Below are 18,444 nucleotides of genomic sequence, written 5' to 3'. Positions count from 1 at the left end.
CGACAACGTCTGCGGCAGGGGCGGGTTCCAGCAGGAACGACCGCTGACGGCGCTGGTTTTCGGTGGAGCCGCAAGGAGTTGACGCATGGCTCATGCCAGAAAGACGACACATTCTCGCAAAACATCGGCGCGCAAGAGCACCAGACGCGCCGCACCGAAGCGCTGGTCACAGCGCGTGACGAAAGAGAGCGACGCGCTCGACCTCAAACAAGGCGTGTTCAAGCTGACCAGTGCGAAGGAGATCGCGGCTTCGTTGAAGCGCTCGGCCGAGCACAGCGCGCGTCGCAAGACCGGCGCCTACCGCTCGGCGCTGTCGATGCTGACGTTCTACATCAACCGCGCCGGCAAGACGCTGCCGCAGACGCAGCGCACGCGGCTGGAGCGGGCAAAGGTGGAGCTGAAGCGGGCGTTCGGGAGGGAGTGAGCGCCAGGTCGTCCTGGACAAGCGCAGCGCCGATCCAGGACCTATTACCCCAGGGAGCGGTTTGGCGATGACTCGGAGTTGGCAGTTCGCCCGGCAACTCCGCCTTGGGTAATGGGTCCTGGATCGGCGCTGCGCTTGTCCAGGACGACGGCGGAGGCGTGGCGCGAAGGTCGAGCGCTACGCCGCCCGGATATTCCCCATGAAGCGGTCGAGCTCGGCGCGCAGGCGGGTGCTTTCGGACGACAGCGTCTTGGCCGAATGCAGCACCTCTTCCGAGGCCGAGCCGGTTTCGGCGGCGCCGCGGTTGACCTGGCCGATGTCGGTGGCCGCGGTCTGGGTGCCCTGCGCGACGGTCTGGACGCTGCGCGCGATTTCCTGCGTCGCGGCGCCTTGCTGCTCCACCGCGCTCGCAATCGAGGTCGAGATCGACGAGATCTGGCCGATGGTGGCGCCGATCTCCTTGATCGCCGCAACCGACTCGGCCGTGGCGCCTTGCATGCCCGTGATGTGCGAGGAGATCTCGTCGGTGGCCTTCGCGGTCTGGCTCGCGAGCGACTTCACTTCGCTGGCGACCACTGCAAAGCCGCGGCCGGCTTCGCCGGCGCGTGCCGCCTCGATGGTCGCGTTCAGCGCCAGAAGATTGGTCTGCTCGGCGATCGCCGTGATGAGCTTGACGACTTCGCCGATCTGCTGGGCGGCATGCGAGAGCTTGCCGATGCGATTATCGGTCTCCTTTGCCTGCACCACGGCAGCTTCGGCAATGCGGCTGGAATCGCGGACCTGACGGCCGATCTCCTCGACCGAGGCCGAGAGCTCTTCGGTCGCGGTCGCGACCGACTGCATGTTGCTGGAGGCCTGCTCGGAGACGTCGGCGACCTGGCTCGACAGGCTCTGCGTGGTCTCGGCGGTGCGGGTCAGCGTCGAGGCCGCCGATTCCAGCTGCACGGCGGAAGCCGAGACGTGGGAGACGATGGCACCAACCGCGCTCTCGAAATCATCGGCGAAACGAATCAGCTCGGAACGACGGCTTGCGGCCTGCTCCCTGTTCTGAAGTTCGTTGGCGGCGGCATCGCGCTCGGCCTTGGCCACGGCCTGCACCTTGAATTCTTCGACCGCGCCGGCCATCTCGCCGATCTCGTCCCTGCGGCCGAGGCCCGGCAGCACGACGTCGAAATTGCCCGCGGCAAGCTCGCGCATCGCCTTGCACATCGCGATCATCGGACGCGAAATGCCATTGCCCAGCATCAGGGCGAGCGCAGCGCCGACGGCAAGGCCGCCCAGCGCCATCATCAGCATCAGCCGCTCGGTCTCGCCGATGGTGGCATTGGCGTTGACCTCGATGCGCTGCTGATCCGCCGTCAGCTCCGATCGCAGCTCACCCGAGAGCTTGAGAATGGACGCGGCTGTCTTGGTCATCTCGCCGTTCAGCTTGACGATGACCTTCACGTTCTCGGTGAGCTTTGAAAAAGAGGCGCGGTACTGCTTGAGGAGATTGCTGATCTCGGTGACGCGGTCGGTGATCTTCTGGTCGTTGGCATAGATCGAGACCAGCAGGGTCTCCAGGAATTTGATGCGGGCGGTCACGCCGTCGGCGGTCTTCGGCTCCGGCTTGGCGACGAAGGCGCTGACCGAGGTGGAGACCGCCAGATATTGCGATGTGATATCCTTGGCCGTACCCTGAACCGAGTTCAGGCCCGCCAATGCCGCGGTATCGGCAAGATCGTCGAACTTGAACCGGATCTTGTTGCCGACGCTGTTGAGCTCCTCGGTCGCGATCTTGCCGTTCTCGCGCGTCAACGTGATGATCTCGCCGAACACCTTGGTGAAGCTCTTGAAGTCGGCCTCGAGCCTGCCGACCTGCTCGCGGCGGGCTGCGCCCGTGGTGGCCGCCGCCGACTTGGCGATCGCGGCCCTCAAATTCTCTTCAGCTGCTTTGGCTGCGGTCTCATCATCCGCCGCGCCGGTCAGCGTGTAGGCCCGCGCCAAGCCCTGGTAAGCGATCAGCTCGCGATCGACCGTCCGCGCAAGGTCCGCTTCGGCGACGCTGGAGCGGTAGGAGGCCACGGCGGCCTGAATCCGCTCGAAGCCGAAATACGCGAAAGCCATGCTGACGGCGAGGATGGCGAGCACCGCCACGAAGCCGAGGATGATTTTTGCGCGAAAACGCAAGGTGAGCAGCTTCGATCTGGTCGGCTTCGACTTGACGGGCATTCCCCACCCCATTCCATTCGCGGAAAACCAGGCGCAGCCCGGAAGCAGCCCGCTTCCTGACGCGTGAGCACGGTAAATGGCAAAGGATAAGCTGCGGTAAATTTGTGGCGCCGCAACCGGCGGTTACGTGACGCAGGGTCTCGTCGTCCTGGCCTCGTGCGCAATCGCGCACGGGGGGCCGGGACGGCTGAGCGCTTACGCCGCCCGGATATTCCCCATGAAGCGGTCGAGCTCGGCGCGCAGACGGGTGCTTTCGGACGACAGCGTCTTGGCCGAATGCAGCACCTCTTCCGAGGCCGAGCCGGTTTCGGCGGCGCCGCGGTTGACCTGGCCGATGTCGGTGGCGGCGGTCTGAGTGCCCTGTGCGACGGTCTGGACGCTGCGCGCGATTTCCTGCGTCGCGGCGCCTTGCTGCTCCACCGCGCTCGCAATCGAGGTCGAGATCGACGAGATCTGGCCGATGGTGGCGCCGATCTCCTTGATCGCCGCAACCGACTCGGCCGTGGCGCCTTGCATGCCCGTGATGTGCGAGGAGATCTCGTCGGTGGCCTTCGCGGTCTGGCTCGCGAGCGACTTCACTTCGCTGGCGACCACTGCAAAGCCGCGGCCGGCTTCGCCGGCGCGTGCCGCCTCGATGGTCGCGTTCAGCGCCAGAAGATTGGTCTGCTCGGCGATCGCCGTGATGAGCTTGACGACTTCGCCGATCTGCTGGGCGGCATGCGAGAGCTTGCCGATGCGATTATCGGTCTCCTTTGCCTGCACCACGGCAGCTTCGGCAATGCGGCTGGAATCGCGGACCTGACGGCCGATCTCCTCGACCGAGGCCGAGAGCTCTTCGGTCGCGGTCGCGACCGACTGCATGTTGCTGGAGGCCTGCTCGGAGACGTCGGCGACCTGGCTCGACAGGCTCTGCGTGGTCTCGGCGGTGCGGGTCAGCGTCGAGGCCGCCGATTCCAGCTGCACGGCGGAAGCCGAGACGTTGGAGACGATGGCACCAACCGCGCTCTCGAAATCATCGGCGAAACGAATCAGCTCGGAACGACGGCTTGCGGCCTGCTCCCTGTTCTGAAGTTCGTTGGCGGCGGCATCGCGCTCGGCCTTGGCCACGGCCTGCACCTTGAATTCTTCGACCGCGCCGGCCATCTCGCCGATCTCGTCCCTGCGGCCGAGGCCCGGCAGCACGACGTCGAAATTGCCCGCGGCAAGCTCGCGCATCGCCTTGCACATCGCGATCATCGGACGCGAAATGCCGGTGCCGAGCAGGAAAGCGAGGACCGCGCCGAGCAGCGTACCGCCGACGGCCAGCATCAGCACCAGTTGCTCGGTCTTCCCGATGGTCGCTTCCGATTCGGACTCCAACCGCTGCTGCTCGGCAACGAGGTCCGCCTTCATGGTGGTGGCACCCTGAAGGATCGCGCTGGCCGAGCCGCTCATCTCGGTGACGAGCTCGTCGATCATCTTGGCGTTGGCGATCAGTTTCTCCAGCGATTCCCGATAGGCACCGAGCAATCCCTTGGCGTCCTTCAGGCCGGCGACGATCTTGTCGTCCATGGAATAGACCGCGTTGAGCGAGTTCTCGACGAATTTCAACCGCGCCAGCGCGCTGGTCGCGATCGCCTGGTCGGACGTCAGCACGAAATTGGTCGCCGCCCCGCTCGCGGTCTGGAATTGGGCGTTGACCTGCTTGGTCCCGAACTCGATCGCCTGCGCCTCGGAATCGGAGGCATTGTTGCCGATGTCGTCGAGCTTGTATTTCAGGAGGTTGGCGTTGCGCATGAGCTGGTTCTGCACCAGCAGCGCGCTGTCACGCTTGGCCTGGAGGACTTTCGCGAAGGTCGCGGAGAAGTTGGAAAACTCCTTGGCGAGCTTGTCCAGACTTTCCTGCCGCGCCGGCTTCTTGGCGCTCTTGACCGCCTGGTCGATGGCGCTCTTCAGGCCGGTCTCCGCGTCCAGCGCCGTCTTGGCGTCGTCCTCCTTGCCGGTGACGACGAAATATCTGACGGCCGAGCGATAGGCGAGCAGCTCCCGGTCGATGTTACGGGCGAGATCGGCCTCGGTGACACTGGTGCGGTAGGACCCGACCCCGGACGAGACCCGCTCGAAGCCAAAATAGGAGAAGGCCATGCTGCCGGCGGAGATCACCAGCACCGCGGCAAAGCCCAGAATGATCTTGGCGCGGAACCTGAGGGTCGGCATTATTGTGCGCTTCGACGACGACGCGATACGCCCGGACATTCCCACCCCCATTTTCATTCAGCCGAGATCCGGTGGCGCCCCGCCCCCTGACCTGGCTGCGCAAAACTAAGGCAGAATCGATAAGGGGCGGTAAATTCGGTGCGTCCGCAGAGCTTCCGGCTCTATCGGCCAAGGCGGACTGCAAAGGCGAGCCGGATAGGGATATAGAGGCTGGCATCCCAGCTGGCGCCCCGGAGCCGCAACCCGATCCGGCCGACTCGCCCCCCAAACCAATGTTGGGCATTCTGGATCAATGACTTTTCCATGACGCGGGCGGCCAAAATCGTAGTTGCAAAGTTCCGGGTCGCTGTCTCTAATTAGAAACAATCAAAATCGATCCCGGGAGGACTTCAACCGTGTCTACAGTCAAACTGACGGTGAACGGCAAGGCCGTTGCTGTCGACGTCGAGGACCGCACGCTGCTGGTTCAGCTGCTGCGCGACCACCTCAACCTCACCGGAACCCATGTCGGCTGCGACACCAGCCAGTGCGGCGCCTGCGTCGTCCATATGGACGGCAAGGCGATCAAATCCTGCACCATGCTGGCAGGACAGGCCGACGGCGCCAGCATCACCACGATCGAAGGCATCGCCAAGGGCGACGAGCTGCACCCGATGCAGGCGGCCTTCCGCGACAATCACGGCCTGCAGTGCGGCTATTGCACGCCGGGCATGATCATGTCGGCGATCGACATCGTGCACCGCTATGGTGGCCAGCTCGACGAGGCCACCGTCCGCCACGAGCTCGAAGGCAATATCTGTCGCTGCACTGGGTACCACAACATCGTCAAAGCCGTGCTGGATGCGGCAGGCCGCATGAAGGTCTCGCAGGCGGCCGAGTAAGCGGCCCGCCTCGAAACAAGAACGATCGCCGCCGCTTTCGAGGGAAAGCGCGGTCAAGACAAATTCCGGTCGGGAGGACCAGACATGGGCGTTGAAGGCATTGGCGCGAGCGTCGTGCGCAAGGAAGACAAGCGTTTCATTACCGGCAAGGGCCGCTACGTCGACGACATCAAATTGCAGGGCATGACCCATGCCCATTTCATCCGCAGCCCGCACGCGCATGCCAAGGTGAAGGGGATCGATCCCGCCGAGGCGCTGAAGATGCCGGGCGTGGTCGCTGTGCTGACCGGTCAGCAAATCGTCGACGACAAGGTCGGCAACCTGATCTGCGGCTGGGCCATCACCTCCAAGGACGGCAGCCCGATGAAGATGGGCGCATGGCCGGCAATGGCGCCGGAGACGGTGCGCTTCGTCGGTCAGGCCGTCGCAGTCGTGATCGCCGAGACCAAGAATCTCGCACGCGACGCGGCCGAAGCCGTGGTCGTGAACTACGAAGAGCTGCCCGCGGTCGCCGACGTCCACGCCGCGATCAAGTCCGGCGCGCCGCAGCTACATCCCGAAGCTCCAGGCAACCAGGTTTATGACTGGGTGATCGGCGACGAAGGCGCCACCGATGCGGCCTTCGCCAAGGCCGCCAACGTGGTGAAGCTCGACGTCACCAACAACCGTCTCGCGCCGAACGCGATGGAGCCGCGCGCGGCAATTGCCGATTACGATTCGGCGGAAGAGCATTTCACGCTCTACACGACGTCGCAGAATCCGCACGTCGCCCGCCTCGTGCTGTCGGCGTTCTACAACATTGCACCCGAGCACAAGCTGCGCGTGATCGCACCCGACGTCGGCGGCGGCTTCGGCTCCAAGATCTTCATCTATCCCGAAGAGATGGTGGCGCTGTGGGCCTCGAAGAAGGTCGGCCGCCCCGTAAAATGGACCGGCGACCGCACCGAAGCCTTCCTCACCGATGCGCATGGCCGCGACCACGTCACCCATGCCGAGATGGCGTTCGACGCCAACAACAAGATCACCGGGTTGAAGGTGAAGACTTACGCCAATTTCGGCGCCTACATGTCGCTGTTCTCGTCGTCGGTGCCGACCTATCTGTACGCGACGCTGCTGTCGGGCCAGTACAACATCCCGGCGATCCATGCCGAGGTGGTCGGGGTCTACACCAACACCACGCCGGTCGACGCCTATCGCGGCGCCGGCCGCCCCGAGGCGAGCTATCTGATCGAACGTCTGATGGAGACGGCGGCGCGGCAGTTGAAGGTCGATCCGGCCGCGCTGCGCCGGACCAACTTCATCACCCAGTTCCCGCACCAGACGCCGGTGATCATGGCTTATGACACCGGCGACTTTAACGCCTCGCTCGACGCCGCGATGAAGGCGATCGACTATGCCGGCTTTGCCGGGCGCAAGGCCAAGGCGAAGGCCGACGGCAAGCTGCGCGGCATCGGCGTGTCCTGCTACATCGAGGCCTGCGGCATCGCGCCGTCGAAGGCCGTCGGCAGCCTGGGCGCCGGCGTCGGTCTGTGGGAGTCCGCCGAAGTCCGCGTCAACCCGGTCGGCACCATCGAGGTCCTGACGGGATCACACAGCCACGGCCAGGGTCACGAGACCACGTTCTGCCAGCTCGTAGCCGAACGCCTCGGCGTTCCCATCAGTCAGGTCTCGATCGTCCATGGCGACACCGACAAGGTGCAGTTCGGCATGGGCACCTATGGCTCGCGCTCGGCCGCCGTCGGCCTCACCGCGATCCTGAAGGCCATGGAGAAGATGGAATCCAAGGCCAAGAAGATCGCCGCGCATGCGCTGGAAGCCTCGGAAGGCGACATCGTCATCGAGAACGGCGAGTTCAAGGTCGCCGGCACCGACAAGGCGATCGCCTTCCCGATGGTCGCACTCGCGGCCTATACCGCGCACAATCTGCCCGACGGGATGGAGCCGGGCCTGAAGGAAAGCGCCTTCTACGATCCGACCAACTTCACCTTCCCGGCCGGCACATATATCTGCGAGCTCGAGGTCGATCCCGGCACCGGCAAGACCTCCTTCGTCAACTTCGTCGCGGCCGACGATTTCGGCCGTTTGATCAACCCGATGATCGTCGAGGGCCAGGTCCATGGCGGTCTTGTGCAAGGCATCGGACAAGCGTTGCTCGAGCACGCGATCTACGACGCCAACGGGCAGCCGGTCACGGCCTCGTTCATGGACTACGCCATGCCGCGCGCCGACGACGTTCCCTCGTTCAACCTCTCCCACACCACGACGCTGTGCCCGGGCAATCCGCTCGGCATCAAGGGTTGCGGTGAGGCCGGTGCGATCGGGGCGTCAGCGGCCGTGATCAATGCGATCACGGATGCGATCGGCAAGAACAATCTGGAAATGCCCGCAACCCCGGACAGGGTGTGGCGCACGATCCACGCGGCTTAAGGGAGGAACGAAGATGTACCAGACCGTTTATCATCGCGCGTCCTCGGTTGACGAAGCCGTCAGCCTGTTCTCCAAGAGCAGCGAAGCCAAGTTCCTCGCCGGCGGCCAGACGCTGCTGCCGGTGATGAAGCAACGCCTCGCCAGTCCGTCCGACGTCATCGACCTCGGCAAGATCAAGGAGCTGCAGGGCGTCGAGCTCTCGGGCGACGTGCTGACCATCAAGGCCGGCACGACCTATTTCGACATCATGCAGAATGCCGACGTGAAGAAGGCGATTCCCGCAATTGCCTATCTCACTTCGGTGCTCGGCGACCCCGCCGTGCGCTATCGCGGCACGATCGGCGGCTCGATCGCCAACAACGATCCCGCCGCGGATTTTCCCGCCGCACTGCTCGCGCTCGGCGCCACCGTGAAGACCAACAGGCGGTCGATTACGGCGGATGACTTTTTCCAGGGCATGTTCACGACCGCGCTGGAGGAGGGCGAGCTCATCACCGCCGTGTCGTTCCCGGTTCCGGCGAAGGCTGGCTACGAAAAGATGCGCCATCCTGCGTCTCGCTTTGCGCTGACCGGCGTGTTCGTCGCGCAGACGAAGTCGGGCGAGGTTCGGGTGGCCGCCACCGGCGCCTCGCAAAGCGGCGTGATGCGGGTCCCGGCCATCGAAACGGCGCTGAAGGCGAACTGGTCACCGTCGGCGATCGACGGCGTGAGCATTTCGGCGAGCAATCTGCTGGCCGACATCCACGGCACGGCGGAGTACCGCGCCAACCTGATCAAGGTGATGGCGCAGCGCGCGGTGGCTGCCGCTCGCTGACCATCGGGCCTTAGCGCCTCGACGCAATTTTCCACGGCGCGCACTTCGGTGCGCGCCGTTTTATTTTAGCCACGCGACATGAAAACCGCTTGCCTCACTGGCGTGAAGGCGAGAAAAGTTAATCGGCCAATTAACTCGCCCCGCAGAGGAACGCCTTGGCGCTTGCCGACCATCGGCAATATGCGCCTTGGATCCGAGGAAACAAACACGTGCTCGATCAATCAGCCCAAAACTCCTCCGTCCGCACCTCCGGCCCGCTGTCGGGCTTCCGCATCGTTGAATTCGCCGGCATTGGACCGGGCCCGTTTGCCTGCATGATGCTGGCCGACATGGGCGCCGAAATCGTCACGCTCGATCGGGTCGGCGCCAGGAAGAACATGAAGTCGGTCGCAGGCCGCGGCCGCAAGGTGGTCGAGCTCGACCTCAAGGACCAGGCGGCGATCGCGGAGGTACTCGATCTGCTTGCGAATGCCGACGCGCTGGTCGAGGGTTTCCGTCCCGGCGTGATGGAGCGGCTCGGTCTCGGGCCTGACGTGGTGCTCGCGCGCAATCCAAAGCTGGTCTACGGCCGCATGACCGGCTGGGGCCAGCAAGGCCCGCTCGCCAATGCCGCCGGCCACGACATCAACTACATCTCCATCACCGGCGCGCTCGCCGCGATCGGCACGAAGGAAGCGCCGGTGCCGCCGCTCAACCTGGTCGGCGATTTCGGCGGCGGCGCGCTCTATCTCGTGGTCGGCGTGCTCGCGGCGCTGCTGGAGGCCTCGCGGTCAGGCAAGGGCCAGGTCGTCGATGCCGCGATGTGCGACGGCGCGGCATCGCTGATGTCGTTCTTCTTCGACATGACCACGCTCGGCCGCTGGACCGAAGGCCGCAACGAGAACTTTCTCGACGGCGGCGCACATTTCTACGGCGTCTACGAATGCGCCTGCGGCCATTTCGTCTCGATCGGCTCGATCGAGCCGCAATTCTACGCGCTGCTGCGCGAGCACGCCGGCCTGACCGACCCCGATTTCGATGCGCAGATGGACCGCAAGGCTTGGCCCGCGCTGAAGGAAAAACTGAAGACGGTGTTCAAGAGCAAGACGCGCGAGGACTGGTGCAAGATTATGGAAGGCACCGACATCTGCTTCGCGCCGGTGCTGACCATGTCGGAAGCGACCGAGCATCCGCACATGGTCGCCCGCAACGTCTTCGTCGAGCGCCACGGCGTGAAGCAGCCGGCGCCGGCGCCGCGCTTTTCGCGGACTCCATCGGCGGTGCGCGAGCCGGAAGTGGCGGAGATCGGCGCGGTGACCAAAGCCTGGAAGGCGGAGCGTTAAGTCCTCCGCTGTCGCATCACACTCCGGGTCGTCCTGGCCTAGTGCGCAATTGCGCACGGGGGCCAAGACCCATAGCCACCAACGCGGTTTGACGAAGACTCGGAGTTACCAGTTCGCCCAATGACCGCTCCCTGGGGTAATTGGTCCTGGCTTTCGCCAGGACGACGGCGGCACTTAATGCCACCGCGTTCCAGACAACGGCCGCCTACGCCGCATCCACCTTCAGCACCCCGCGCCGGATCTGGTCCTCCTCGATCGATTCGAACAGCGCCTTGAAATTGCCTTCGCCGAAACCGTCGTCGCCCTTGCGCTGGATGAACTCGAAGAAGATCGGGCCGATCGCGTTGGCCGAGAAGATCTGCAGCAGCACCTTGGTCTGGCCGCCGTCGACCACGCCTTCGCCGTCGATCAGGATGCCGTTCTTCTGCAGCCGCGCGATGTCCTCGCCATGCTTCGGCAACCGCGCGTCGATCCGCTCGAAATAGGTCGCGGGCGGCGCTGGCATGAAGGGCAGACCGGCCTCGCGCAAGTCCTCGATGGTGCGGTAGATGTCGCGGCAGCCGCAGGCGATGTGCTGGATGCCCTCGCCGCGATAGATATTGAGATATTCCTCGATCTGCCCGGAATCGCCGGCGTCCTCGTTGATCGGAATCCGGATCTTGCCGTCGGGGCTGGTCAGCGCGCGCGAGAACAGGCCCGAGGCGCGGCCCTCGATGTCGAAGAAGCGGATCTGGCGGAAATTGAAGAGCTTCTCGTAGAAGCCCGTCCACACGTCCATGCGGCCGCGGTGGACGTTGTGGGTGAGGTGATCGAGATAGAACAGGCCGGCGCCGGCAGGACGCGGATCGCGCGCACCCAGCCATTCGAACTCGCTGTCATAGGCCGATCCCTTGGCGCCATAGCGATCAGCGAAATAGAGCAGGCTGCCGCCGATGCCCTTGATCGCGGGGACGTCGAGCGTCTTCTGCGCGGAGGACGCATCGGCAGGTTCGGCACCGAGCGAAATCGCGCGGTCATAGGCCTTCTTCGCATCGACGACGCGAAACGCCATCGACGGCGCACAGGGGCCGTGCGCGGCGACGAAATCGTGACCCTGGGTGCCGGGCTCCTCGTTGACGAGGTAATTGATGTCGCCCTGGCGATAAACCGTGATCTTCTTCGTTCTGTGCCGCGCGACGGGCACATAGCCCATCAGCTTGAACAAGGCGTGCAGCTCTTGCGGATTGGGATGCGCATATTCGACGAACTCGAACCCGTCGGTGCCCATCGGATTCTCGGCGCTGATCGTGGCCGGCGGTGCATCGTGCGGAAACGGACCCATGGTGTTCTCCCAAATTGCTGCTGAGAGGAACTATCCTTCATGGGACGCGCAAGGGGCGTGCAAATGAGACGGCTTTTGATTAACATATGCACAGTTTGTGCATGAAGTGGGTGAAACGCGCATGACTTTGGTGGATGCCTTCGACCTCAAGATCCTGGGCGCGCTCCAGGACGACGGCCGTCTCACCAACCAGGAGCTCGCCGACCTCGCCGGGCTCTCGGCCTCGCAATGCTCGCGGCGACGGATGCGGCTGGAAGAGGAGAAGGTCATTGCGGGCTATCATGCCGATCTCTCCAGCGAGGCGCTCGGCTTCGGCGTGGTCGCCTTCATCCAGGTGACGCTGGCGACCCACTCGCCGGACAATTCCAAGCGGTTTCGGACTCTGGTCAACCGCATCGACGAGATCCAGGAGGCCTACTCGCTGACAGGCGACGCCGACTACGTGCTCAAGGCCGTGCTGCACGACCTCAAGGGCCTCTCCAACCTCGTCAACGACGTGCTGATGCCGCACCAGAGCGTCGCGCATGTGCGCTCCTCGATCGTGCTCGACAGGCTGAAGGAAAGCACGCGTCTGCCGCTGAAGGAAATCAAGCCCGGCTGAAATCGAGGGAAATCCGGCATTCGCGCTGCGCGCGCGATCTGCGATGATCCCGGCCAATCTGCGGAGATTGAGCCATGGCCCTCCAGCTTCGACCGAACTGCGAATATTGCGACCGCGATCTGCCCCCGAACGCAACCGATGCGCGGATCTGTTCCTATGAATGCACGTTCTGTGCGGACTGCGTGGAGACGAAACTCTCCAACGTCTGCCCGAACTGCGGCGGCGGTTTTGCGCCGCGCCCGATCAGGCCCACGCAGGAATGGCGACCGGGCGTGTGCACGACCAACCAGGCGCCGTCGGACAAGCGGGTGCATCTGAAGTACAGTCTGGAGGACGTCGCGACGCATTGCGCGCGGTTACGTGAGGTGCCGCCGGAGAAGCGGTAGACTCTCACCATGTCATTGCGAGGAGCCCTTGCGACGAAGCAATCCAGACTGCCACTGCGGAAAGACTCTGGATTGCTTCGCTACGCTCGCAATGACGGAGAATGTGGATAGAGGTCGCATCGCTTCCCAGCAATCACTCCGCCGGCAAAATCGTCCCCTCGACCTCGCCAAAACCAACGCGATAGCCTTCGCCCTGGCACCAGCCGCGCATGACGAGGCTGTCGCCGTCTTCCAGGAACGACCGCTTGGCGCCGCCGGGCAATTCGATCGGCTCGGTGCCGTTCCAGCTGATCTCCAGCAGGCTGCCGCGCTGGTTCTTCTCCGGACCGGAAATGGTGCCGCTGCCGAGGAGATCGCCGACATTCATGGCGCAGCCGGAGGAGGCGTGGTGCATCAGCTGCTGCACCGACGACCAGTACATGTATTTGAAATTGGTGCGGCTGATGCCGGCGGGCGCGTTGGCTCCGGCGGCGCGCAAGGAGACGTCGAGTTCGAGATCGTAGTTCTGCGGCTTGCCCTGCTTGAGGTAGTCGAGCGGCACCGGCTCCTGCTGCGGCCCGTTGAGGCGGAATGGCTCCAGCGCCTCGCGCGTCACCACCCACGGACTGATCGAGGTCGCGAACGCCTTGGCGAGGAACGGCCCGAGCGGCACATATTCCCATTGCTGGATATCGCGCGCGCTCCAGTCGTTGAGCAGCACGAAGCCGAAGATCATCTCCTCGGCTTGCGGCTCCGTGAGCATGCCGCCCATTGGCGACGGCTGGCCGACCACCACGCCCATCTCCAGCTCGAAATCGAGCCGCTTGCACGGTCCGAAGCTCGGCGCCTCCACATTCGGCGGCTTGAGCTGCCCGCGCGGGCGCTTCACCTTCGTGCCGGAGACCACGACAGTCGAGGCACGGCCGTTGTAAGCGATCGGCATATGCAGCCAATTCGGCTGCAGTGCATTGTCCTTGCCACGGAACATGACGCCGACATTGGTGGCGTGTTCTTTCGACGAATAGAAATCGGTGTAGCCGGAGACCGCAAACGGCAGATGCAATCTTGCGTCGCGTATCGGCACCAAGGCCTGCTTGCGCAACTCCTCGTTGTCGCGCAGCTCGGGATGATCGGCGCGCAGGAGTTCGCTGATCCGCGCCCGCGTCTTCGTCCAGACCTTTGGCCCCAAGGCCATGAAAGCATTGAGCGACGGCGTCGAGAACACGCCGAGCGGCCCCACGTCGAGCCGCGAGTCCTGCTCAAGCTCCCAGAGATCGAGCACATAGTCGCCGATCGCCACGCCGACGCGCGGCGTCGGATTGGCCGCGGTCGAGAACACACCATAAGGCAGGTTCTGGATCGGAAAATCGGAGGCGGGATCGACGCCGATGAAGGAGCGGAGGCTGGGGTCGTTGGGATGGGGCATCACTTGGCTCGGTCTTTCCCTTCTCCCCTTGTGGGAGAAGGTGGCGCGAAGCGCCGGATGAGGGGTATCTGTCCGCGAGTCCGAAGGAGAGGTTCACGCGCGGATAGAACCCCTCACCCGTCTCGCCGCTATGCGGCGAGCCACCCTCTCCCACAAGGGGAGAGGGTAAGAAGCTTACGGCTTGCTCGGATCGAACCGCTTCGCGAGGCCCTTCCAGCAATCCGCGTAGTCATGCTGCAACGTCGCGGAATTCGCGGCGTGCGCGGTGACGCGCTGCGCGTAGCGGGTCTCGAACATGAAGGCCATGGTGCCGGTCAGCTTGACCGGCTTCAGCTCGCCGTTGCTGGCGTGCTCGAAGGCATCGCGATCGGGGCCGTGCGGCAGCATGCAATTGTGCAAACTCATGCCGCCCGGCACAAAACCTTGCGGCTTGGCGTCGTACACGCCGTAGATCAGGCCCATGAACTCGCTCATGATGTTCATGTGATACCACGGCGGGCGGAAGGTGTTGTCGGCGACCATCCAGCGCTCGGGGAAGATCACGAAGTCGATATTCGCCGTGCCCGCGGTCTCCGACGGCGAGGTCAGCACGGTGAAGATCGAGGGATCGGGATGATCGAAGCCGATCGCGCCGACCGGCGAGAAGGTGCGCAGATCATATTTATACGGCGCATAATTGCCGTGCCAGGCGACGACGTCGATCGGCGAGTGGGGCAACTGCGTCCTGAACAACGATCCGCCCCATTTCACGTAAAGCTCGGTCGGTGTGTCCTTGTCCTCGTAGTGCGCGACCGGCGTCAGGAAGTCGCGGGCATTGGCGAGGCAGTTGGCGCCGATCGGTCCGCGCTCCGGCAGCGTGAAGGCGCCGCCGTAGTTTTCGCAGAGATAGCCACGCGCCGGTCCGCTCGGAATCTCCACCCGGAACTTGACGCCGCGCGGGATCACCACGATCTCGCCGGGCTCGGCGTCGATGCGGCCGAACTCCGTGACGATGCGAAGATTGCCCTGCTGCAGCACGAACATCAGCTCGCCGTCGGCATTGTAGAAGTGCTGGTCCACCATCGATTTGGTGATGAGATAGACGTGGGCGGCCATGCCGGCCTGGGTGTTGACGTCACCGGCGGTGGTCATGGTCTGCACGCCCTGAAGGAAGGTCATGTCCTCCTTCGGGATCGGCGCCGGATCCCAGCGCAATTGCGCGATCGGCAGGTCGTTTTCGTGGCACGGTGCCGAACGCCACAGGCCGCCGTCGACCTTCTCGAAACGACCCGAGTGTTTCACCGACGGGCGAATGCGATAGAGCCATGAGCGCTCGTTGCTGCCGCGCGGCGCCGTGAAGGGCGAGCCGGAGAGCTGCTCGGCATAGAGGCCGTAGGCACAGCGCTGCGGCGAGTTGCGTCCGATCGGCAGCGCGCCCGGCAGCGCTTCGGTCTCGAAACTGTTGCCGAAGCCGGACATGTAGCCCGGCGTGACCTGGGCCGTGCTGCGAATGATCTGATCGGGCGAGGTGTTGATGTTCATGATGATCCTCCTCCTTGCAGGGCGGCCCACATCTCCTGGTCGCGCTTGTCGGTCCAGATCACGGGGTCGTCGATCCCCGACGCCTCGTCATAGGCGCGAGATACGTTGAACGGCAGACAGTGCTCGTAGATGGCGAAGCTCGAAAATTTCGGATCCATGACCTCGCGCGTCGCGGCCATCGATTCCTTCAGCGTGCGGCCCTTGGCGACCGAGATTTCGGCGGCGCCGTAGAGCGAGGTGACGAAGTCGCGCGTCATCGCGATGGCTTCGCGCACCGTGGCGACACCCTTCAACGCATCGCCGCGGCCCGGCGCGATCGCCTTGGGATTGAAGTTGCGGATCTCGTTCAGCGTCAGCGGCCATTCGCGCAGGTGTGCGTCGCCACAATAGCAGGCCGAGTGGTATTCGATCAGGTCACCGGAGAACATCACCTCGGCATCCGGCACCCAGGCGACGATGTCGCCCGAGGTATGGCCGGCGCCAAGCTGCATCAGGCGTACCTCGCGCTTGCCGAGATAGATCGACATCTCGCCTTCGAAGGTCAGCGTCGGCCAGGTCAGGCCGGGTATGCTCGATGCGTCCTGAAACAGGCGCGGGAAGCGGCCGTACTCGGAATCCCAATCCTGCTGGCCACGCTCCTCGATGAGGCGATAGGTCTCCTGCGAGGCGACGATGCCCTGCGCCTTGTAGGCGGAGGCGCCGAGCACGCGCACGGCGTGATAATGCGACAGCACGACATATTTGATCGGTTTGTCGGTGACGGCACGGACGCGCTCGATCACCTTGTTGGCCATCGCCGGCGTCGATTGCGCGTCGAACACCAGGCAGCCGTCGTCGCCGACGATGATCGCGGTGTTCGGATCGCCCTCCGCGGTGAAGGCGTAGAGATCGGTGCCAATCTCGGAGAAGGTGATCTTCTTCTCGGAGAGGTCGCCGGTGGATGCGAAGTTCTTCGCCATCAATTCATCCTTCAAGTCTTTGGGGCTATTGTTGTTGCTGTTGCTGCTGCTGGCCGTCGATCATGCGCCGCTTGGCGAGGAGAATCGCCTCCCGCAGCACGACGATATCGCCGATATGGTTGGCGAGGATCAGCACCAGCGCCGCGTCGAAGTCCGCGCTCTGCTCGTCGGTGAAGCCACGATGCGCCTCCACAATGGCGCGAAAGGCGTCGTCGGGTCGCGCGAAGTTGGAGCTGGTGGAGAGCGGCATGCGAATCCTCAATTCAAGCAAATTCTTGATTCAAGCCCTGCGCCCGTGACAGCGCTGCCGCGACGCCAGCGCGCGTGGGGTGGCGGAAGCGCGCCGCAACGTAACCGTCCGGCCTTAATAGGTAGGCTGAGCCTGGTTCCGCATCATAGCGCTTTGCAGTGAGCCCTGCCGGATCTGCGAGCCCGTCCTCACCGCCGATGCAGATGTCCTTCACACCAACAGGCGCATCGATCGCCGCGCCGTTGCCGAACGACAGCAAGGTGAAGTCTGTTCCACCCTTGCGGAATGCATCCGTCAAATAGGCTTGCTCGCCCGCGCGCGTCGTAACGGGAGCATCGAGCATCGAACAACCCGGGAGCGGGCCACCGCGCCACGCATCCGCATCCGGCGATGACAGCGGCGAGTCATAGCTGCACGGCACCGAGAGCCGCCCGCCATTGACCATGCGCTTGCCGAATTCCGTTTCCTTGGCCAGCGACAGCACCGCCTTGCGCAGCCGCGCTTCCTGATGCGAGTTCGGCGCCATGAAATCGGTCGAGCGGGTGGATTCGCGGATGTTCTCGTCGGCCGCCAGACTGCGCTCGACGTGATAGCTCTCGAGCAGGCTCGCGGGTGAGGCGCCGCGCAGCACGCGGTCGAGCTTCCAGGAGAGATTCTCGGCGTCCTCGAGTCCCGAATTGGCGCCGCGCGCGCCGAAGGGCGAGACCTGGTGCGCGGAATCGCCTGCAAAGATCACGCGGCCATGGACGAAGCGATCCATCCGCCGGCACTGGAATTTGTAAAGCGAGATCCACTCGAACTCGAACTTGTCGTGGCCGAGCATGCGCGCAATCCGCGGCCGCACGTTCTCGGGCTTCTTCTCGACGACGGGGTCGGCATAGCGATTGAGCTGAAGGTCGATGCGCCAGACATCGTCGGGCTGTCGGTGCAGCAGCGCCGAACGTCCCGCATGAAACGGCGGATCGAACCAGAACCAGCGCTCGGTCGGGAATTCCGCGGTCATCTTGACATCGGCGATCAGGAACTGGTCCTCGAACACCTGTCCGGCGAAGTCGGCGCCCACCATCCGCCGCAGCGACGAGCGCGCGCCGTCGCAGGCGACGACATATTGCGCGTGCAGGCGATAGGCGCCCTCCGGCGTCTCGATCGTCAGCGCGACGGAAGCGTTGCGGCTCTCCAGCGCCGTCACCTTGTTGCGCCAGCGCAGATTGATCTCGGGCAGCTCGCTGATGCGGTCGACCAGATAGGCTTCGGCGTAATATTGCTGGAGATTGATGAAGGCCGGCCGCTTGTGACCGTCCTCCGGCAGTAGATTGAACTGGTAGAGCTGCTGCTCGCCGTGGAAGATGCGGCCGACGCTCCAGACCACGCCCTTGTCGACCATGCGGTCGCCGACGCCGAGCCGGTCCCAATATTCCAGCGAGCGTTTCGAGAAGCAGATCGCGCGGGAGCCCTCTCCGATGCGGTCGGCGTCATCCAGAAGAACGACGCGCTGGCCGCGTTGGGCAAGGTCGATCGCAAGCGACAGCCCGACCGGGCCAGCGCCCACGATCACCACGGGATGCTCGGCCGAGCTCTGGCCGGGACGATCCTGATCGGGGTGGCGGCGATAGCCGAACTGGGTTTTGGCCTGATGCGTATTGGCCTTCGCCATGCGCTAACCTCGGCTCTGGTCAGGAGAGGCCTGATCTGCTAATAGTCTCACGCGCAACTATTTTGGACCGGA

General features: G+C 64.2%; 15 protein-coding genes. 7 read left to right on the top strand and 8 right to left on the bottom strand.

Annotated features, from left to right (window positions below):
- The first annotated feature begins 85 nt into the window (after positions 1–85).
- The gene (locus tag IVA93_RS01440) at positions 86–424 is read left to right on the top strand and encodes a DUF3175 domain-containing protein (RefSeq protein WP_018452857.1); all 339 of its coding nucleotides are present in this window, start codon (positions 86–88) and stop codon (positions 422–424) included.
- A 177-nt stretch (positions 425–601) separates the two neighbouring features.
- Here the strand turns inward: IVA93_RS01440 and IVA93_RS01435 are convergent, their stop codons facing one another.
- Both IVA93_RS01435 and IVA93_RS01430 read right to left on the bottom strand, forming a co-directional pair.
- A complete protein-coding gene (locus IVA93_RS01435; RefSeq protein WP_247789633.1) occupies positions 602–2,635 on the bottom strand; it encodes a methyl-accepting chemotaxis protein in 2,034 nt (677 codons plus the stop codon).
- Positions 2,636–2,830: 195 nt separating this feature from the next.
- The gene (locus IVA93_RS01430; protein WP_247338801.1) at positions 2,831–4,870 is read right to left on the bottom strand and encodes a methyl-accepting chemotaxis protein; all 2,040 of its coding nucleotides are present in this window, start codon (positions 4,868–4,870) and stop codon (positions 2,831–2,833) included.
- 356 nt (positions 4,871–5,226) lie between these two features.
- Here IVA93_RS01430 and IVA93_RS01425 point away from each other — a divergent pair, with 356 nt between their 5' ends.
- From IVA93_RS01425 to IVA93_RS01410, 4 genes are all read left to right on the top strand, one after another.
- Positions 5,227–5,712 carry a (2Fe-2S)-binding protein gene (locus tag IVA93_RS01425; RefSeq protein ID WP_026233199.1) on the top strand — a complete coding sequence of 162 codons (486 nt, stop codon included), beginning with the start codon at positions 5,227–5,229 and terminating at the stop codon, positions 5,710–5,712.
- Positions 5,713–5,796: 84 nt separating this feature from the next.
- The gene (locus IVA93_RS01420; RefSeq protein ID WP_018456580.1) at positions 5,797–8,139 is read left to right on the top strand and encodes a xanthine dehydrogenase family protein molybdopterin-binding subunit; all 2,343 of its coding nucleotides are present in this window, start codon (positions 5,797–5,799) and stop codon (positions 8,137–8,139) included.
- A gap of 13 nt (positions 8,140–8,152) precedes the next feature.
- Positions 8,153–8,953 carry an FAD binding domain-containing protein gene (locus IVA93_RS01415; RefSeq protein ID WP_018456581.1) on the top strand — a complete coding sequence of 267 codons (801 nt, stop codon included), beginning with the start codon at positions 8,153–8,155 and terminating at the stop codon, positions 8,951–8,953.
- Positions 8,954–9,162: 209 nt separating this feature from the next.
- The gene (locus IVA93_RS01410) at positions 9,163–10,275 is read left to right on the top strand and encodes a CaiB/BaiF CoA transferase family protein (RefSeq protein ID WP_026233200.1); all 1,113 of its coding nucleotides are present in this window, start codon (positions 9,163–9,165) and stop codon (positions 10,273–10,275) included.
- 205 nt (positions 10,276–10,480) lie between these two features.
- Here the strand turns inward: IVA93_RS01410 and hppD are convergent, their stop codons facing one another.
- Complete coding sequence (gene hppD, locus IVA93_RS01405) at positions 10,481–11,596, bottom strand: 4-hydroxyphenylpyruvate dioxygenase (protein ID WP_018456583.1); 1,116 nt, start codon at positions 11,594–11,596, stop codon at positions 10,481–10,483.
- 121 nt (positions 11,597–11,717) lie between these two features.
- Here hppD and IVA93_RS01400 point away from each other — a divergent pair, with 121 nt between their 5' ends.
- Both IVA93_RS01400 and IVA93_RS01395 read left to right on the top strand, forming a co-directional pair.
- On the top strand, positions 11,718–12,197 hold the full coding sequence (locus tag IVA93_RS01400; protein WP_018456584.1) for an Lrp/AsnC family transcriptional regulator: 480 nt from the start codon (positions 11,718–11,720) through the stop codon (positions 12,195–12,197).
- Between the two features lie 74 nt (positions 12,198–12,271).
- Positions 12,272–12,583 carry a DUF1272 domain-containing protein gene (locus IVA93_RS01395; RefSeq protein WP_018456585.1) on the top strand — a complete coding sequence of 104 codons (312 nt, stop codon included), beginning with the start codon at positions 12,272–12,274 and terminating at the stop codon, positions 12,581–12,583.
- Positions 12,584–12,716: 133 nt separating this feature from the next.
- Here the strand turns inward: IVA93_RS01395 and fahA are convergent, their stop codons facing one another.
- The 5 genes from fahA to IVA93_RS01370 form a co-directional block, all read right to left on the bottom strand.
- Positions 12,717–13,988 carry a fumarylacetoacetase gene (fahA, locus tag IVA93_RS01390; RefSeq protein WP_026233201.1) on the bottom strand — a complete coding sequence of 424 codons (1,272 nt, stop codon included), beginning with the start codon at positions 13,986–13,988 and terminating at the stop codon, positions 12,717–12,719.
- Positions 13,989–14,162: 174 nt separating this feature from the next.
- Complete coding sequence (hmgA, locus tag IVA93_RS01385; protein ID WP_018456587.1) at positions 14,163–15,509, bottom strand: homogentisate 1,2-dioxygenase; 1,347 nt, start codon at positions 15,507–15,509, stop codon at positions 14,163–14,165.
- Positions 15,506–16,468 carry an MBL fold metallo-hydrolase gene (locus IVA93_RS01380; RefSeq protein ID WP_018456588.1) on the bottom strand — a complete coding sequence of 321 codons (963 nt, stop codon included), beginning with the start codon at positions 16,466–16,468 and terminating at the stop codon, positions 15,506–15,508. The genes hmgA and IVA93_RS01380 overlap by 4 nt, the downstream gene beginning before the upstream one ends.
- A gap of 25 nt (positions 16,469–16,493) precedes the next feature.
- Positions 16,494–16,718 carry a DUF2783 domain-containing protein gene (locus IVA93_RS01375; protein ID WP_018456589.1) on the bottom strand — a complete coding sequence of 75 codons (225 nt, stop codon included), beginning with the start codon at positions 16,716–16,718 and terminating at the stop codon, positions 16,494–16,496.
- A 13-nt stretch (positions 16,719–16,731) separates the two neighbouring features.
- A complete protein-coding gene (locus IVA93_RS01370; RefSeq protein WP_018456590.1) occupies positions 16,732–18,372 on the bottom strand; it encodes an FAD-dependent oxidoreductase in 1,641 nt (546 codons plus the stop codon).
- Positions 18,373–18,444 lie beyond the last annotated feature (72 nt).

Origin of the sequence: Bradyrhizobium sp. 155 (assembly GCF_023101105.1) — a bacterium.
GTDB lineage: Bacteria > Pseudomonadota > Alphaproteobacteria > Rhizobiales > Xanthobacteraceae > Bradyrhizobium > Bradyrhizobium canariense_D.
The sequence above is the reverse complement of the archived record's forward strand: the minus strand, read 5'-3'. Positions and strand labels throughout refer to the sequence as shown.

Bases quoted from the DNA above. Each gene is read 5' to 3' on its own strand.
- IVA93_RS01370 (WP_018456590.1), bottom strand. From the start codon at position 18,372: ATGGCGAAGGCCAATACGCATCAGGCCAAAACCCAGTTCGGCTATCGC.
- IVA93_RS01420 (WP_018456580.1), top strand. From the start codon at position 5,797: ATGGGCGTTGAAGGCATTGGCGCGAGCGTCGTGCGCAAGGAAGACAAG.
- hmgA (WP_018456587.1), bottom strand. From the start codon at position 15,509: ATGAACATCAACACCTCGCCCGATCAGATCATTCGCAGCACGGCCCAG.
- IVA93_RS01380 (WP_018456588.1), bottom strand. From the start codon at position 16,468: ATGGCGAAGAACTTCGCATCCACCGGCGACCTCTCCGAGAAGAAGATC.
- fahA (WP_026233201.1), bottom strand. From the start codon at position 13,988: ATGCCCCATCCCAACGACCCCAGCCTCCGCTCCTTCATCGGCGTCGAT.
- IVA93_RS01430 (WP_247338801.1), bottom strand. From the start codon at position 4,870: ATGTCCGGGCGTATCGCGTCGTCGTCGAAGCGCACAATAATGCCGACC.
- IVA93_RS01375 (WP_018456589.1), bottom strand. From the start codon at position 16,718: ATGCCGCTCTCCACCAGCTCCAACTTCGCGCGACCCGACGACGCCTTT.
- IVA93_RS01435 (WP_247789633.1), bottom strand. From the start codon at position 2,635: ATGCCCGTCAAGTCGAAGCCGACCAGATCGAAGCTGCTCACCTTGCGT.
- IVA93_RS01395 (WP_018456585.1), top strand. From the start codon at position 12,272: ATGGCCCTCCAGCTTCGACCGAACTGCGAATATTGCGACCGCGATCTG.
- hppD (WP_018456583.1), bottom strand. From the start codon at position 11,596: ATGGGTCCGTTTCCGCACGATGCACCGCCGGCCACGATCAGCGCCGAG.
- IVA93_RS01440 (WP_018452857.1), top strand. From the start codon at position 86: ATGGCTCATGCCAGAAAGACGACACATTCTCGCAAAACATCGGCGCGC.
- IVA93_RS01400 (WP_018456584.1), top strand. From the start codon at position 11,718: ATGACTTTGGTGGATGCCTTCGACCTCAAGATCCTGGGCGCGCTCCAG.
- IVA93_RS01415 (WP_018456581.1), top strand. From the start codon at position 8,153: ATGTACCAGACCGTTTATCATCGCGCGTCCTCGGTTGACGAAGCCGTC.